The sequence below is a fragment of the Escherichia sp. MOD1-EC7003 genome, assembly GCF_002965065.1.
Classification (GTDB): Bacteria; Pseudomonadota; Gammaproteobacteria; order Enterobacterales; family Enterobacteriaceae; genus Escherichia.
Genome location: NZ_PTRE01000134.1, coordinates 24,198 through 40,558, shown reverse-complemented (window position 1 = coordinate 40,558; position 16,361 = coordinate 24,198). Strand labels below are relative to the sequence as shown.

Sequence of the window (16,361 nt, the reverse complement as noted above, 5' to 3'; positions counted from 1 at the left end):
CAAACCCAGTGCTGCCGCCATCACAATTCCTACCGTTGCGAATGCTTCAGGCCAGCTCATTGACCTGCCTCCTGGGGAGGTTCTGGTAGCAGCATCCAGAACAAGGCGTTCCCTAACCACGATAAAGTGCCGTCGCTCAACTCCACGTATTCCCCTTGCACCTGTCCTGCCATATACTCACCGTGCTTTGAATAAATTAAAATCCAATCATCTTGAGCGGGCATTCGCTCACTACAGCTTATCCAACCATCCGGAGTTACCGGATAGTTGCCATTCACAAGGTCAGCTCGAACATATAGCGTGTCATCATGGTGCTGATTGTGGCTGCACCACGTTAATTCGCTTAACTCGCCATCTTCTGGCCATACTCCAGCTGTTTGCAGCCAGATATGGGCTGGCGCATCCTGGCAAGGTGTATTAACTGGAAACTTGTAAGTTTGGCTTACAGGTTGGCTACCCTGAAGCATGGCAGCGTGGCAGGCATACTCAACGCCCTTAACTGCATCTGCGCAGTAGTTATAGCGATTGCATTCCACTAATTTCCGTTTGAGTTTTTCAATTGCCTGCGCGACATCAGCCTGTATTACAGGAACTGGCGGAGTGGTATATAGTTTTCGGCATTTGTTTATCCAACCGGCATGGTCAGGCGTGTCTGTAAAGCGCAAATCGTTTTCGTAGCCCTCACGACTACGTTCTTTCCATTCCGTCCACGGAACACCGCTATTCCAAGTGGGGCGAGTGCAGGACTGATACAGAACAGGTTCAGCTTCCAGCGCTGCCAGAGCAATCCGTGCCAGTTCTTCCGCTTCTTCTGCTGGCAGTACAACGTTGCTACCAGGTCCGTATGTTTCGCGCCACTGCTTGATTGTCAGCAGTCGCTCTTTGGTAATAGTGGTCATTTGTTAATCCTCAAAACTTTATGCCCGGGCGCAAAAGCACGCGTTTTGTCTTTGCTTATTCGCCAGCCATCCTTGCGCGCCTCTTTTGCACAACCAGACCATGACGTACCGATATACTCACCGAAGTCTGGCACTGGATATACACCTTCCGTACACTGGCGGCAGTCACAATAGAGATGCATGGTGTAACTTGCGGCAATAGCCATATCACTCTCCTTTGATGCGAATGCCAGCGGCGCGTGGCACATTAACTTCCACGATGCGCACAGTTGGTTTGTACATCTCAATCGCTGTCAGCCAGTCAGCGCCGGTCATATGCTTTTCTGCATCGCCATTAGTCCATTGAACCGGCACACCAATAGCTTTCATCGCAATTTCTATTTCCCCGGCAATGGCGCTTTTCCCGCAACCAGTAAAACCAGAGACAACGACAAGAACTTCGCCTTTGGCTGGTTTTATTTCCCGTGCTTCCAGTTCTGCAATGCGCTTCTCTGCGGCTTCCAGCTTCTCGCGCATATCGTCAACGTACTCGACCAGAGATCCGCCAGCAGGAATTTCGCACTCCTCGACCAGTTGGAAGTAGATATCAGCTGCGGCCCGTGTGTTGCTATGCCTGGCGTCGCCTATCTCACCTTCGCGAAGAGCATCGCGTTCGGCGGTAAGATTGGCTATTTTGCTGTCTTTGCCTTCCAGCTCAACGCGCAGCCTCCCAACCGTAAGCGCAATATCCTCGTTCTCCTGGTCGCGGCGTTTGATGTATTGCTGGTTTCTTTCCCGTTCATCCAACAATGCCAGCGCGATATCTGGCGAAAAGTGCTTCATAAAATCGTTAAGCGCATTAATTCGCTGATCGAAAGGCATTACAGGTGCTTCACCGGCAATTTTTGTTTTTTCAGCGATTTCACGAAGCTTTTGATAATCAATCTGGCTCACTGGTTGCCTCCTTTGCGGAGTTGCGCTTCGATGCATGAAAAAAAAGACTCCCGAGTGTGACAGTTAAGAGCTGGTGCGAACGCCGCGTTAAGAACGGCGGCATCACAGCCGTCATCAATATAGAGCGCAATTTTTTTCTCCAGGCGCGCTTTGGCTTCCTGCAACTGCATACCCCGGCACGCACGCGGGATATAATCAGCAATTTGAGCGATAGCTTTTTCGTTCTGTTTAAACATGCTTCACCTCGATAGGCTTGATGGTGTCTAACAGCAGTCGGCGGCGCGTATTTTCTGCAAAATGGCGGCGTCCGGTATCTTTGTGGTAAAACTCATTTTTGCCGACGACCCACATCCGCTCTGTTTGGTGCAGTTTTTTTACCTGCGGACCGTCTTTGGTGATCACGGTGCCGGTATGGGTTTTTACGATTGTCATGCCACTACCTCTTCGAACAGATGAACGAGACAGGCCGATGCTCGTCCACCTGAAAAACTGACGATTTGATGCATACTCACGGTTTATTCCTGAATGCGCTTAAACTCGATTACCCATACCCACGGGTTAGATAGCCAGTTATCCTGCCCGTAAATACTGCGCCAGATATCACCAAAACCAACGCGATAAACAGCTTCCGGCGGCGTAATTTTGTACATCGCCGGAGATGCGCCTTCTGCTTTAGCATCTGCCTCGCTCATATCACGCAGCCGTTCCACACGCACGTCGGTAATTTCCAGAAGAATGCGCGATGCCCAGCGCGGCATGTGAATTGATGGCGTCCACTTTTCTGATACTGGTTTATTACAAACCTCGACCGGAACCCGGTGCGTTTGTTCTGTCCAGGAGTTACGCACGCTTGCGCGATAAACCAGCGTTGCGACGTCCGTCGCTTTGCCATGTACCCGGTAGGTTTCGCGAACCCAAATACGATCGCCCGGTTGACCATATGGACAATGCTTAGCAAGCAACTCTGCGGCCACTGCCCGTCCATAGAATTTTTCTTCAACAATCCTGCGAGTCTGTGTTTTATTCCCGCCAAGAATTGCCCGGACCATCTCATCGTTGAAAATCATGCCGCGCTCTTTCACTTCGCCTTTCATGCATCCCCCTTACCCATGCGCGACGATGCCGCCAAAAGTGATAGAGAACAGCCAGAAATAGATCGCGGCCATAATGATTTTGAATGCCGTGTTCATATTTTCAGCTCCTGTGATTGATTGGATACATGCCGCGCCTTGCGGCATGTTTTTATTTTCACTTTCCCTGTTTTAAAAATCAAGATTTATTAGAGCAATTATTGTTGATGAAGAAGCGCATTTTCATACTCCCTGACCATTAACGTAAGCACGCCGTGCCTCCTGAAAACACGCGCCACTTCAATCTTATCTTCCAGCGCGAACGCGATTTTACTTAGACCAATTTTCTTAAGGAGATCAATCTTTGCTGGGCCGTCATTTCTGTCATCGGTGGCAGGACGCATAGATAGCAAAGGCTCAGCCCCGTTTGTTACGTACTTCCGCAGCCAGACTCGTGTTTTATCCCTTGCGATCTCACAGCGCCCGGTTACAAACCAGACCGTGTAAACGTTAAATAACTGGCGCACCATATCAATAACTGGAGTGATGGGAGTATCGGTGTCACAGGCGAGATTAAACTCGTTCCAGTCCTTTGTTAATGCACCTTTACCTAGTGGCGGAAGCAAATGCAGTCTGTCTTCAGTTGCCTCTGATATTGTTCCATCAATATCGACTATGACGATATACGGACGTTCCTGGTGTGCGTGTTTATTGAAAATACTCAAATGCCCTCCTCATTGGACGAAAAAAAATGCTGGTAGGCGCACTCCACCAGCATTAAAAGTGACACTGTAACTATCAGCGGACGTAAATAGTGCCGCCGTTCTCTTTTTCCCATGCATCGCTACGTGCATAGCAAACATCGAGAAGTCTTCTTGCCGCTGTTTCCTCTAAACCCAATTCGACAACCAACTGCTCATGACGGCGGGTAACCACATCAAACAGGGTATGCAACCCTTTAGTTGCCAGTTCATCAATAAATTCCGGTTCGAACGGTAGCTCTGCATCTGCCAACATAACCTCTTGCGCCCACTCGACACGACGGACCAGTTCCGGGCGGCGGCTTTCCATCTCTTTACAGATCAATTCATGGAAGAACTCTACCCAACCTTCCGGCTGGAACTCGCGGAAAATGGCCAACGGCTGGAAGTTTGGCATCAACCATTCGTTGATCCGGATATCAATGGCATAGCCCATGTCGCAGCAGAACTGATAAGCAAAGTCCAGCTTAGAAACGATATAAGGACGCTCGTTATTGAACTCTTTAGGCGATGAGATCCCATAAGCCAGGAGGCGCGGGAAGAAGGAGATTTGCCCTAACGTCGGATGAAGTTTGCTTGCAGGGAAACGGCGCTCAGTAATGCCATACATTTCCTTCTTGAGCGTCGCAAATTTGGCATTCTCATTAACCAGCGCGGTAACCTCTGCTTTTTTATTAGCAAATGCCACGCGCGCCTCGCTTGCATCTTTAATAGTTTTTTTGAGCTGTTGGTTAAGGTCGGCGACCTGCTTACGCAGTTCCTGTCGCTCGCTTTTAGCTTTGTTATAGCGTTTCTCAAGGTTAAAAGGATCAAGTTTCATGATCTCTTTATATTGAGATTTTAGCGTTGAAATCTGTGAGTTCCGCAGTTCAACCATCGCGGTCATTTCATTGAGTTTTGTTTCCAGCTCAATGCTTATACGTTCGGCATTATCAGCACGCTGGTTGGCGTCATGCGTCGCATCGTCGATCGCGTCCTGTTGCTGGCGTTTCAAATGTTCAATTTCCAGCTGAAGCTCTTCAATTTCTTTACCCTTCAGACCGAGATCCAACTGCATATTTTCAGCTGCATCTACCAGGGAGTTATGGCTATCAGCTTCTGCGTTATAAACATCAATAAGCTGTGCGTGAAGCATCTCCGCTGACTGAACCGCATTATCAAAAAAACGCGCTGTGAGGTCATCACAACTAACGCGGCGTTGCGCGGCCCGGATGTTCTGGATAATGGCCGGGATACCGGCATTCAGGACGTCAGGGATAGATACATTTTCGATTGATTGGTTTTGTGCTGAAGTGATCATTTCAAAGTTCCGTATTAGCTTGTGCTTCGGTCATTTTTCCTAAGTATGAAGGAGGAAGGACTACGCAATTTGTATCCAGTCCCTCACCTATGGCAGCCTGTAAAATTCTGGCTAAGGTGAGTCTCTTGTTGCGATACCTGGTGATGACATGCCTGATACCGCCGGTCGGCGTAACAAAGGCGATCAGCCAGTAGTGATATTTCCGTCGGAATGGCCACATAGTGCACCTTGTATATTGCTCTAATAAAAAACGTGATGAGTGTACATCACGTTTTAAAAATATGGAATTATTAGAGCAATATTATTCTGATTCTCGCTCAAAAAATGAGCTGATAAGGGGAAGCCAATCCTCTGACACTTCGCGAGGTCGCGGTTTGCCGTGGAAAAAGATTATTCGGCAGTCTTTTGGTAATGCCCCATTCCCCCTGGAGTAACGCGCGCTCGCATATTTTGAACCAGGTTCCACAACATCGGCCTTGTAACTTACAAACCATCCTGGATACAGATCCTGAAATGCTGGTGTATCATCGCCCATAACCTTTCGTAAGAACCCCTGGTCACCCCAGCACTCAGTAGTGACACAACGAGAAATCCAACCTTCCGGATCTTGCCAGAATGAACTCCAGATATGCGCTTTAACACTATTTGGTATCCACAGGGCACCGCTGCCACGATATTGTGGATGGTAAAAATCCCTAAGCATGGTGAAGCTGGTTGGTGGATGCTCTAGAATTGGGCGTATATCACCGGCAATAACCGTGTCCAAATCCAGATAGAACAGATCATCGGTTATATCCGGTCGGAACAACTCTATTTTCGCCCACCAACCACGGCACTTTTGCCACTGGTTGATCAATGGGACAACTTTGACGCCAGGTACATGTAAACGCTTCAGGTCTGTCAGGCAAATAATTTCATAGCCTTTTGGCAGTTGATTAACCAGCCACTGCACATCGGAAGCGTTATAGTCACCACCAGAGCGAAAAACTAAAGCAATCTTCATGCTGCACCATCACCTTTCACTTTCATCAATGTCAGGTTTCCGCAAAATACGGCACCAGTGTCGATATACTGCTGATTCCAGAATGTCTTCGGGCTTTTCACCGGAGTGTGACCAAAGATAAAACGATCTGCGCCCGAAATTTCGCCACCAATATCATCCATCGAATCACTGATACGCTCGCGCGCCCAGACAACGTTGAAAAGCGGCACCTCCTTACCGAATTGATATTCATTATCCGGATAGTCGGCATGGGCTATAACGATAGTTTCTTGCCCGGTGTTCAACTCAATGATATAGGGCAGACGTCTTACCAGCTCCACCAGCGCCCTAGCTAATATTTCCTGATCAGTGTCCAACATGAAGAACCATTGTCCACCATTCATTAGCCAGTTATTCACGTTGCCATCAGGACTTAACGCATCGAGCATCAACCGCTCATGGTTCCCCATCACTGCCCTGAACCAGGGCATCTGCAATAGTTCCAGACATTCGACATTTTCAGTACCGCGATCGATAAGGTCGCCGACCGATATCAGTAAATCCTGCGCCGGGTCAAAATCCACACGATGGAGTTCGGACATCAGTCTGGTGTAGCAACCATGCAGATCACCAACAACCCAGACATTCCTGTATTTGGTACCGTCGATACGGTGATAAATTGTGGGTGCCATCATGTATTCTTCAGCCATTCTTTAAGAGTCATCTGCGGAATACCTCCCATTTTCCCGCATGAAACAACGTCAATCTGTTCACGCGCAGACTGGAATAACAAAGGCAGGTGACTTAGATTTTTTGGCGTGCCGCCGGAATGAACGCGTGGTTCTTGTGTAGCGTCAACGCCCACCAGGGCGACATGTTTGAATCCGATATGGAAAGCCAGGTTCAGAGCACCATATGCACTATTACCGCTGGCAATTTCATTCTCATCTTCGCAAAGGCCGAAATGTGCGGACCAGCGCCACGCCCACCACTCGGGAGAATTCGTATTTTTTGGCTCCATGCCGCGTTCAGCCACACGACGGAAGCACAGAACGCCGTCTCTGACTTCACGTTCTTTAACATCGGGTAGTGCCATGCAATAACAAACACCACGGCGACGGCGGCCACGACCAACGCGCCGCATATTGTCTGGCGATGGATCAAGTGTGAAAAAATAAGAAGCGCGGTTCAGCCAGTCGATGGCCCCATTGACCGCTATAATCGGCACTCCACGCGGCGCAACAAAGCTTGCGGCGCTTGGGCCACTGCCGACGATAATAACGCGATCACTGCCTCTAAATTTATTCTTGGGAAACATTGAATTGCACTGCTCCTACTTGCATTCAAAATATGTAAATCTGCGTGTTTTTTGCGGGTATCCAGGAACTGCTGTTGCCATTTTGAAATAGACACCTGCGTTGGATTCCGTAGTGCTTGAGGGTGCGCGCCATGCCAATGAAGGCCGTTTTGCAGAGAACAGTCATAGCCGACTAATACCACTACTTCAGCCCCTGATTCAGCAGCCAGACTGATAGCCTGCGCGCCGCTATTTACCCCTTCCGCCGGTCCACAATATCGCCTGTACTCCAACGAAAATGATTTCGCCGCCGCCAGGTTGGCTGTCACTTTGCGGAATTTCCCTCCCGGTATGGTGGATCCGTATTGCTTCCACCATGACAAATCACCGGCGTATAAGGCATAAATGTCATCGAACATCTGCCAGGAATTGTTAACCGCGATGATTGAACAGCCAGTTTTTTCTATAGCAGCACAGTCCTCACGAGTGAGTGACGGACCGCTACCGACACAAAAAACAGTCCTAGTCGCCCTGGGTGGTATGTTCATTCTCAGCTGCAAATTCAGCCTCCAGGCGAGCATTCATTTCAGCGATTACAGGGTCCACTACAGCATCTGTTTCCTGTTCATTACGCGGCATGACCGATGCCAGCGACTCATAATTAACCTTGGATGACACGATTATTCTCCCGATGTTAAAGTGCACTACCACAAAGAGCGTACATGCACTAATTAATTTATTATTTTAAGCAGCATGCAACCACTTATCGCCGTTCAATACATGCTCAATAGCCTCACCCTTTTTAAGACTTATGTATTCCAGGATGGCGGTAATCGCTTGTTCTGCACCATACGCAAGAACAACGTAGTAGCCTTCCTCTCTAAGCCTGCGCATCCAGGCGATCTGCTCTTTCGTCGGGGCTTTACCATTTGGTTCTTTAAGCTCAATTCGCATGCCGTGATAAATACCGCATGCTTTATCGAGACTCATGTCCGGATAACCTTTTTTCTGCCCTTCAGCCTTCATTTTCCCGGCGGTTGCTTTTGAACGCTTCCCTCCGTTAGGCGTTGCATGCAACAGCTCATAGATGTCAGGGTGCTTGCGTTCGAAGTAATCAAAAATGAAAACCTGCTCGAAGTGCTCGCAATTTCCGTCGCGCAGGTCTGGGTTCTTTGCAAGTGCTGCAAGTGCCTTCGCATGTGGAGAAACTTCTTTTACCGGCGCAAGCGATAAGAATGGATCCTTTTTGGTTTTTGGCCTGGACCGCCCCTTATTTCGACGCTCACTAAAAGCCTGAAACTCTTCCTCAGTAAAGCGCAACATAATCAGTCAAATCCTGCCGGTCGCATGCCATATTTACGCTGTTTTGCGGCCTGCTCTTCCCTGTGCCATTGCGCACATTCAGCGTCACAATAAATGCCTGATTCAATCGATTCATTGCAGTAACGACACTTCCCTGTAAATACCTGGCTCACGACCTGTGCCTGCTTTCTGATGTTATCGATGGCCATGTCTTTGAGAGCTTCTAACTGATTCATGCTCAGCTCTGCATCATCAACACGTTCTGCCAATTTTGTTTCCTCGTGAAGAACCTACTTAAGGGCAGAATGATACATTTCACAATCAAAATTGCACTAATAATTTTCTTTTATTGAGTTAAATATTCAACAAATGACTAGCGGTAGAATCACCATCATCTATTTCTGGCAGGCTGACTATGGCTACATCAATCACTACAACCCAAAGCACCCGGCAATATCCTCTGTCGCGGTATGACGACCGCAACATAGCCGATCCAATACTCAGGGCAGAGCTACGCAAAGAGGTGATGCTTATGTGTGAATCGAACGACAAGAATCTGACGATTTATTACGTTCTTCCCGATGAGCAATATCGCCCGGATTTGCTGGCTTACCGTATGTGGGGCATAGCAGAGCTACGCTGGGTTGTGACGCTCGCCGCCGGGCTTGAGGATGAGTCTCAGGGTATGACTGTTGGCAAAAAATTAAAACTCCCACCTGCCACCTGGATCCGCGAAATGATTCGCCATTTCCAATACGACGGCCAGGTAATAGGGACATTATCCATTGCGTAAGGGAAATGAATGCCAACTGAATATGCTCGCGACAACCTTGGTCGCTATCAGACTGATGGATTAAGTGCAAAAGACTTTAACAAGGTCTTCGATCTTATCCGTAAACAGCAGCGTCAGAATCGGCGAAACGCGCGACGTACACTCACCCCAAGGATTATGGGGATGCGTAACCGCGAACTTGAGGCATTCCTCAGCCTTGGGAAAAAGAAAGATGGCACCTACTTTACGCCCGAAGATATACGCAGTTTCAACACCTCAAGGCAGGCTCATAAAACCAAATTCAAGAGCACGGTACCCGGCATTACCTATGCTCAGCTGGTGGCGCAGTCCACCAGCATTGATATAAAACGCGCTAACAACAAGGTTTCTGATGGCACAGGGATCAAAGCCGCGACATTCCTCGGGCTAAAACACAACCTTGCATTGATATCTGTTAATGCCTCGGATGAGTCGGTCCACCAGCATCACCGTGTCAGAATTCGATTTGAGGAATGGGATAAAGCCGTTGAGGAAATTGCTGAAGACGGTGCGAAAAAAGCCCGAATCGCTGCCGATCTCTGCAAGGGCCGGGTATCTTTCGACTGTGATTGTGGACGCCATCAATACTGGTATCGTTATATGGCCACTGCTGGTAACTATGCTGTCGCGCCGCCAAAAGAGTATGCATTCCCCAAGATCCGCAACCCTGATCTGACTGGTGTAGCCTGCAAACATGTGTTGCACGCTATGACGCGTTTTCAGTCTCCCACATGGCACAAGGCCATCATTATTGCCCTGGAAAAAGCAGCTGAACAGGTAGCCTTCGGCGATGACAAGCGGAAGACAACAACCTATTTCAAAGGCGAACTGGCTAAATCGCTCGCGCGCAACCGGACAACAACGACGGATCAGGCTAAAGCGGCGCGTGAGTATGAGTTATATCTGAAATCTCAGGATGCATTAGGCAAAAAACTACGCGCCAAAGATAGCGCCACGGACAACGTTCGCCGGTTGTTAAAAAAAGCTCGCACCACGGCAAACAGGAAGAATGCCGAACTAAAAGCCTCGCGGGTGAGGGAAGCCCAGGCTCGCGCTGAAGCCGACGCTCTCAAAAAAGCCCTGCAAACGCAGGCGAACAACCTCATAAAGTTTTTCATGAGTCAGGGAATGGACAAGGCCGCTGCCACCGCGCAGGCGCGAAGCATTCTTGAGACACAAATTAACGAAGCCCGTAAACGGAAAGGATAATCGATGGCTGGTTTCTTTGATGACATGTTTGAGGACACAGAACCATCACAACAAGTGACTGGTGATAACCTCTCGGACACCGAATCGGATCCGGATATTCCAGGCGAAGGTTCTGAACTGATTGAAGAGGAAGATATTGATGCTGAAATCGAAACCGATGGTGTTAACGTTGGTAATATTGTTGATCCTGTGGAGGACAATCACCTTCCCAATCTGGATCACGGCCTGCTTAGTGATTCTGGTGTGCGCCACCGTTATCAAGGTCATGCAGTTTTTAATAACCTTGTGCGGATGGACTGGCTCAAAGCAATCAAGCTAGACCCTGACTCATTCGATGCAGTTCTGTATCGCGCAATACCTTACAGAAACAAAAATGCACCTGAAACGGCACCTGAAATAATAGAACCGAACCAACGCATATATGACTATCAGGATCCAGAACTGATAACGGCCCTCGACTGCCCGGATGAGATGGACGCCTTCTACGCGCTATACGACGGCAGTGATAATACGGGAATTAGCGACAGTGCTTTAATCCTTCGGTTAGCTGCCGTCAATGTGCCAGTGGGTTCTATGCTCGAATGGCTGGAACAGCTGTCAGACGGCACAACCATTCGCCGCTTCTGGTACATCCATAAAATATTCAATTACGGCACTGCCAGGGTAGGCAGTTTGTTTTATTGCGTGCCTTCACGCGCCTTTGAAGGGAATTTCATCGGTGATTCTGAATAATCAGGAATGGCTACTGGCCATCTTTAAGAAAAAAGGTCTTACTCCAACTGGTAAGCTGGAATTTGCCACTATTGATGGCATTGATTCGGCGCTCGCACAGGCTTTAAACGAAGCGTTCGACTCACAAGTTGTCAGCTTTAATGATCGCATTAACCAGTCGTTCCGGGAGTTCCTGAAACGCACACCAAGAGATCGCATAACGCTCGGCACTTTTAGTGATGTGAAGGAGTGGTTGTCGTCATTTGAAGCCGATCGCGCCGGGCGCAAAGATACAGCCTCTGCTGGCCCGGTAAATAAGCTGGCAATGCCGCTTGTGAATCTGTCTCGTTCTCCCGCATTTTCAATTTATGAAGGTGAACTGTGCCGGGATAATTACGATGAAGGGCATGTCACCAATGAAAATGATGAGATTGAAGCCCTGGTATCGACTATCCCTTTCTCACTGGAATATTCGCTATGGATAGCCAGTGACGAGAAGGAATCTCTTGGGATGGTTACAACTGCATTAGCATTCTGGCTACGAATGTATGCCAGCCTCGGGCAGGCATCTTTCACTCACACTGCCAATGTCGGCGGTTATGAGATACCGGTTACCTGTTACATAGAAGGGCAAAAATCAATCGCATTTCAGGATCTGACCACCGGCACCGCCGACAACAGGCTGTTCGCGGTTGGATTGAACCTCACAGTAGTGGCGGAGCTTCCTATCCTGGCTTATATGCAGCAAACCACCGGCACCATAACGGTAAAAGCGAAAATTCTGGAGGAATGAGATGGCCACAAAGACCACCACAGCCCCGGAAACTGATTCAAAACGCACTCAGCTATTCCTGCAATCTGTTTCAATTGGGCAGAACGAAATCCCTCGCGAAATGATCGTAGGATGTACCTATGTCGAACCCGGGGAGCTATCTGGTCCCCAGCTTATGCTCATGGTCAGGGATTCAACGGCTTACGTGGTCAATAAGCTGGGGGTGAAATTTGGGACAATACTGACCGTTTCACTTGGTGATCCGGAAGGTCATGGCGGCATCCTCTTCTCGGAAGAGTTCTTTGTTCTTAAAGCGCCGCGCAAGGACGATACTGTACTGATTTACGCGTTTAGTAACCCGGTGCGGTTATTAAAAGTTCCGTCCACCAGCGCACAGTATTTTGTTGATAAGCCCCCATCAGCCGTAGTTTCCTCTCTTGCCCCTGGTCTGAAGGTAAATGCTGACTCATTCAGAAAAACATCCACATACCACCTAAATGTTGGAGAAAAACCGACCAAGGTATTGCAGGAGATAGCCCGGGATACCGGTTCTATGTGCTGGGCATCCAGGGGGACGATCAATTTTAAAAGTATGGAAAAAATGGCAAACGCCGCTCCATCGCTTACTTATGAGTCCGCCAATCCCAACACATCCGGATTTACAATTAGTCAGTTCAACATCCTGAATGCCGATTATGAATACCAGCGCCGCCACAATTACAGAATGGCAAGTTATGACATGACCAAAGGTGTGGTTTACTCAGGTAACCAGGAAGACCCCATTAAATTTACGAGCAATCCCGATCCTACCGCGCTGGCGAACTACAACAAATTCATTCTCCCCCGCCTCGATATGCTGGTGGAAGGAAATGCCGCGCTAACTCCGGGTACGACGCTGAAAATTGTCGTGCATAACACGGCAGGTGACGGAGAACTCGATGAATCTATCCCTGACAAAATGATAGTGATGTCCGTGACTCATTTCGAAGACCGCTTTCGTTTTGTCAGCCGTGCACAGTTAGGAGTGGTGAATGGGTAGTTTGACAGGGAAGTATCGGGCTGTAGTGGTAAGCGTCGATGACCCTAAAGGTCTGATGCGTACACAAATACGTGTTGTCGGCATGATGGATGGGTTACCAGATGCCTCATTGCCGTGGGCAGAAGCTATATTGTCCAATGCAAACACGTTTTCACCATTTCTGCCCGGCGATAAAGTATGGGTAGAATTTCCCTACAATGGGGATTCTCGATGGCCATTGATAATCGGTTATGCACAGGATGCATCCGGTGGCGCTCCCAATGTGCCGCCTGAAGCGTCAGGACAAGGTGAAGGCTATGTACCGCCTGAAGTCGAAGGTGCACCAGCACAACCATCAACCAGCGCCAAAAAAGACTTTATTTCGTCGCGGAACGGACTAATGGAGGTCCGGACGGCGGGCGGAGCCTGGGCCGTTACGCACTTGAAAAGTGGAACAACAATCGGGTTCAACGAGGCCGGGGAGTTATATGCCATTTCTCAAGGTCCGGCATTCATCTCTTCCGCAGGAAATCTCGATATAAAGTCAGGCGCGGATGTCGCCCTGAAGGCGGGGGGAAGTATGGCGATAGAGGCCAGCGGGAATCTATCCATAAAAGCCGCTCAAGTCTCTGTTGACAAGGCTTAAGAAAAGCCCGGCGTTCGGGCTTTTCTGTTATGACGGGTTCAATTTTTTATCCGTTACCGCACGACGGTTTCTGCGTGATAAACGTCTCAAGCATCTTTTCCGCAATTGCCGACCAGGTGTGACACTGGACCTTTTCAGCATTTTTCACGCGATCAACGCGAGCAATAACCTCATCCCAATCAATCCGCGACTTGATAACCATATGGTTCACCAAAGCCAGGCGATCTGGCGGAAGGCAATCGGGAGGCGTTAATACCAACGCCCCGCACATTGCCGCCTCAAGAACAGTTAATCCAAGGCTTTCGGGATGCGTAACGATAAAAACGTCACTCTTACGCAATTCAGCTGCAAATTCGGTTGCTGGCACCGGCGTCCGCCTGTATGGAGTTACCGAAATATTCCCCGAATCAATGGTAATCAATCCGTCATCGGTCAACGTTCTGGCCTCATACGGAACGGTCAGGCGCTGAAGGTTCATAAGGATACTTAAGGAGTGATCAAACCCACTGACATCAAATGCCGCGTGGTCTACAAAAATACGCAGAACATCGTCTGTTTTGGTTTCCAGATGGAACAGCTCCTGATTCGCTGCCCATCCAACATGTTTGTTAAAACGATTATGACGCTCTAACCTGCCGGGATTATCCAGGTACCGCCAGGTATCATCGCGGACAGTAAAAGTAATATCGACTGGTGCCGAATCCAGCATAGAACCGTCATATACCTGGGCTACCCATCCAGAGAATCGGCGACACAGTTGCATGCCTATTTCCCTGGGTACCGTAGTAAAATACCTCAATCCTGGTGCCAAAATGGCCTTCGCAGAACATGCGGTCGCAGCAGTCAACACAGCTTCAACATAATCCTCCGGGCTTTCGACGCCAGGGGAATATGGACGATGGTATTGCAATGTTACCCCTGCCTCACTAAAGGCGCAGGCCAGGTTATAAGCCCACATTTCCGTATATGTTTTCACATCACTGATAGCTTCAAATTTTCGCCCAATGATCAGGATGTTCATCGGCTTTTCCTCATTCCATTGCATTAATAATCCTCTTGCCAGTCAGCACCAGCATAGTTATCAAACCGTGAGTATTGGCCGTTAAAAGCCAATCTCACCGTGCCAATTGGGCCATTTCGTTGCTTTCCGATAATTACCTCGGCAATGCCCTTCATTTCGCTATCCGGGTGATAAACTTCGTCGCGATACAGAAACATGATCAGGTCTGCGTCCTGCTCAATTGCTCCTGATTCACGTAAATCTGAATTTACCGGTCGTTTGTCCGCACGCTGTTCAAGCGATCGATTAAGTTGTGACAATGCCACCACCGGTACTTGTAATTCCTTCGCCAACGCCTTCAGTGAGCGAGAAATCTCGGCAATTTCCAGCGTTCGGTTATCTTGCAGCTCGGGGACGCGCATAAGTTGCAGGTAGTCGATCATAATCATGCTCAAACCACCATTTTCTTTATAAACACGACGAGCGCGGGAACGAAGCTCTGTAGGTGTCAGGGCGCTTGAGTCATCAATAAAAATATTCTGCTTGTCCAACAGAATACCCATTGCGCCAGAAACCCGCGCCCAATCCTCGTCGTTAAGTTGCCCTGTCCGAATACGAGTCTGATCAACGCGTGCAAGAGAAGCCAGTGAGCGCATCATCAGCTGGTGGCTCGGCATCTCAAGGCTAAAAACCAATACGGGCTTATCGTTACGAACTGCGGCATTTTCGACGAGATTCATCGCAAACGTGGTCTTCCCCATAGATGGGCGGGCGGCGACAATGATGAGATCGGACGGCTGAAGCCCTGCCGTCTTCTTATTGAGATCGGTAAATCCCGTATCAAGCCCCGTTACACCATCATGTGGTCGCTGAAACAACTCTTCTATGCGAGATACCGTTGCATCGAGAATGCTGGCGATATCTTTTGGACCACTACCGCTCTTTTGTCGTTTTTCAGCTATTTCAAAAACGCGGCGCTCGGCCATATCCAGCAATTCATTGCTGCCCCTGCCATCCTGCGCATATCCAGCTTCGGCTATTTCATTTGCGACGGAAATCATTTCACGAACAACCGCGCGTTCACGAACGATATCCGCATAAGCACAAATATTTGCCGCGCTGGGCGTGTTCTTTGACATCTCCGCAAGGTACGCAAAACCACCGGCGCGTTCTAATTTACCGTTCTGTTCAAGTGCTTCAGCAAGTGTTATCAAATAAATCGGTTTGCCATGACTTAATAACCTCTCCATCTCACTGAAAATTTCACGATGAGCACTGGTATAAAAATCATCAGCAACTATACGATCTGCAACTTCATCCCAGCGGCAGTTATCAAGCATTAAGCCACCAAGTACAGCTTGTTCTGCACTAAGGGAATTTGGCATGGATTCAAGAGGGGATGCAGACATTAGCACTCCACCCAGGCGTGCTGAATGTCAGATATAATCGGCATACTCAAATCACTCCTAACGATATGAGTCATCACCAGAAAATCAGGATTAATGCGCCGGACTCTTCCCGGCTGTCACACCGAATCGCCAGGATGGTGAATCCCTTTACCCGAGAAACAACAAACGGTGGCTTGCACATTCCGGCTACCTGGTTCGTTGCCTGAGCTAGGGGCAAGGTTCCCCCCTTTTAACGTCACCA

General features: G+C 48.8%; 23 protein-coding genes and 1 pseudogene. 6 read left to right on the top strand and 18 right to left on the bottom strand.

The features are described from left to right. Positions 1–56: 56 nt before the first annotated feature. The 16 genes and pseudogenes from A7090_RS27375 to A7090_RS20325 form a co-directional block, all read right to left on the bottom strand. Positions 57–224 (bottom strand): hypothetical protein, encoded by a 168-nt coding sequence (locus A7090_RS27375; protein WP_233042539.1) that lies wholly within the window; start codon positions 222–224, stop codon positions 57–59. 245 nt (positions 225–469) lie between these two features. Then, positions 470–899, bottom strand: a pseudogene (locus A7090_RS27370) (hypothetical protein); the annotation flags it as partial. Next, positions 896–1,105: a hypothetical protein gene (locus A7090_RS20395; RefSeq protein WP_000951712.1), complete on the bottom strand. Its 210-nt coding sequence runs from the start codon at positions 1,103–1,105 to the stop codon at positions 896–898. The gene A7090_RS20395 and the pseudogene A7090_RS27370, both read right to left, overlap by 4 nt. A gap of 1 nt (position 1,106) precedes the next feature. After that, on the bottom strand, positions 1,107–1,832 hold the full coding sequence (locus tag A7090_RS20390) for an ead/Ea22-like family protein (protein ID WP_064638628.1): 726 nt from the start codon (positions 1,830–1,832) through the stop codon (positions 1,107–1,109). Continuing rightward, on the bottom strand, positions 1,829–2,068 hold the full coding sequence (locus A7090_RS20385; protein WP_064580158.1) for a hypothetical protein: 240 nt from the start codon (positions 2,066–2,068) through the stop codon (positions 1,829–1,831). The genes A7090_RS20390 and A7090_RS20385 overlap by 4 nt, the downstream gene beginning before the upstream one ends. Next, the gene (locus A7090_RS20380; protein ID WP_000158003.1) at positions 2,061–2,264 is read right to left on the bottom strand and encodes a hypothetical protein; all 204 of its coding nucleotides are present in this window, start codon (positions 2,262–2,264) and stop codon (positions 2,061–2,063) included. The genes A7090_RS20385 and A7090_RS20380 overlap by 8 nt, the downstream gene beginning before the upstream one ends. 83 nt (positions 2,265–2,347) lie before the next feature. Then, the gene (locus A7090_RS20375; RefSeq protein ID WP_064638630.1) at positions 2,348–2,926 is read right to left on the bottom strand and encodes a hypothetical protein; all 579 of its coding nucleotides are present in this window, start codon (positions 2,924–2,926) and stop codon (positions 2,348–2,350) included. A gap of 194 nt (positions 2,927–3,120) precedes the next feature. Then, the gene (locus A7090_RS20370; protein ID WP_064638633.1) at positions 3,121–3,627 is read right to left on the bottom strand and encodes a phosphatase domain-containing protein; all 507 of its coding nucleotides are present in this window, start codon (positions 3,625–3,627) and stop codon (positions 3,121–3,123) included. A gap of 73 nt (positions 3,628–3,700) precedes the next feature. Then, complete coding sequence (locus tag A7090_RS20365; protein ID WP_105275345.1) at positions 3,701–4,963, bottom strand: hypothetical protein; 1,263 nt, start codon at positions 4,961–4,963, stop codon at positions 3,701–3,703. 301 nt (positions 4,964–5,264) lie between these two features. Continuing rightward, positions 5,265–5,966, bottom strand: a complete 702-nt coding sequence (locus tag A7090_RS20355; protein WP_000684845.1) for a hypothetical protein — start codon at positions 5,964–5,966, stop codon at positions 5,265–5,267. Further along, positions 5,963–6,640, bottom strand: a complete 678-nt coding sequence (locus A7090_RS20350) for a metallophosphoesterase (protein ID WP_053287792.1) — start codon at positions 6,638–6,640, stop codon at positions 5,963–5,965. Before A7090_RS20350 ends, A7090_RS20355 begins: the two co-directional genes overlap by 4 nt. Continuing rightward, a complete protein-coding gene (locus A7090_RS20345; RefSeq protein ID WP_076487244.1) occupies positions 6,637–7,263 on the bottom strand; it encodes a hypothetical protein in 627 nt (208 codons plus the stop codon). Before A7090_RS20345 ends, A7090_RS20350 begins: the two co-directional genes overlap by 4 nt. Continuing rightward, positions 7,161–7,661 (bottom strand): hypothetical protein, encoded by a 501-nt coding sequence (locus A7090_RS20340; protein ID WP_227914977.1) that lies wholly within the window; start codon positions 7,659–7,661, stop codon positions 7,161–7,163. Before A7090_RS20340 ends, A7090_RS20345 begins: the two co-directional genes overlap by 103 nt. A gap of 103 nt (positions 7,662–7,764) precedes the next feature. After that, a complete protein-coding gene (locus tag A7090_RS20335) occupies positions 7,765–7,920 on the bottom strand; it encodes a hypothetical protein (RefSeq protein WP_000096174.1) in 156 nt (51 codons plus the stop codon). A gap of 66 nt (positions 7,921–7,986) precedes the next feature. Then, the gene (locus A7090_RS20330; protein WP_000943607.1) at positions 7,987–8,565 is read right to left on the bottom strand and encodes a VRR-NUC domain-containing protein; all 579 of its coding nucleotides are present in this window, start codon (positions 8,563–8,565) and stop codon (positions 7,987–7,989) included. Positions 8,566–8,567: 2 nt separating this feature from the next. Then, a complete protein-coding gene (locus A7090_RS20325) occupies positions 8,568–8,813 on the bottom strand; it encodes a hypothetical protein (protein ID WP_000840931.1) in 246 nt (81 codons plus the stop codon). Between the two features lie 146 nt (positions 8,814–8,959). Between A7090_RS20325 and A7090_RS20320 the strand changes: the two genes are divergently transcribed. Genes A7090_RS20320 through A7090_RS20295 form a run of 6 tightly spaced genes read left to right on the top strand, consistent with a single transcriptional unit; the run spans position 8,960 to position 13,711 of the window. Then, on the top strand, positions 8,960–9,337 hold the full coding sequence (locus A7090_RS20320; protein ID WP_000235786.1) for a hypothetical protein: 378 nt from the start codon (positions 8,960–8,962) through the stop codon (positions 9,335–9,337). Between the two features lie 9 nt (positions 9,338–9,346). Next, entirely contained in the window at positions 9,347–10,564 is a 1,218-nt protein-coding gene (locus A7090_RS20315) for a hypothetical protein (RefSeq protein ID WP_001141908.1), read from the top strand. 3 nt (positions 10,565–10,567) lie between these two features. Then, on the top strand, positions 10,568–11,296 hold the full coding sequence (locus A7090_RS20310) for a hypothetical protein (RefSeq protein ID WP_000896810.1): 729 nt from the start codon (positions 10,568–10,570) through the stop codon (positions 11,294–11,296). Continuing rightward, a complete protein-coding gene (locus A7090_RS20305; RefSeq protein WP_000602713.1) occupies positions 11,283–12,068 on the top strand; it encodes a hypothetical protein in 786 nt (261 codons plus the stop codon). Before A7090_RS20310 ends, A7090_RS20305 begins: the two co-directional genes overlap by 14 nt. A 1-nt stretch (position 12,069) precedes the next feature. Continuing rightward, complete coding sequence (locus tag A7090_RS20300; protein ID WP_000212018.1) at positions 12,070–13,086, top strand: hypothetical protein; 1,017 nt, start codon at positions 12,070–12,072, stop codon at positions 13,084–13,086. Continuing rightward, positions 13,079–13,711, top strand: a complete 633-nt coding sequence (locus A7090_RS20295) for a hypothetical protein (protein WP_000535208.1) — start codon at positions 13,079–13,081, stop codon at positions 13,709–13,711. The genes A7090_RS20300 and A7090_RS20295 overlap by 8 nt, the downstream gene beginning before the upstream one ends. A gap of 46 nt (positions 13,712–13,757) precedes the next feature. On the opposite strand, the gene A7090_RS20290 is transcribed toward A7090_RS20295, so the two are convergent. Beyond that, positions 13,758–14,756 carry a hypothetical protein gene (locus A7090_RS20290; RefSeq protein ID WP_042198337.1) on the bottom strand — a complete coding sequence of 333 codons (999 nt, stop codon included), beginning with the start codon at positions 14,754–14,756 and terminating at the stop codon, positions 13,758–13,760. Further along, complete coding sequence (gene dnaB / locus A7090_RS20285; protein ID WP_105275344.1) at positions 14,756–16,120, bottom strand: replicative DNA helicase; 1,365 nt, start codon at positions 16,118–16,120, stop codon at positions 14,756–14,758. The genes A7090_RS20290 and dnaB overlap by 1 nt, the downstream gene beginning before the upstream one ends. Positions 16,121–16,361 lie beyond the last annotated feature (241 nt).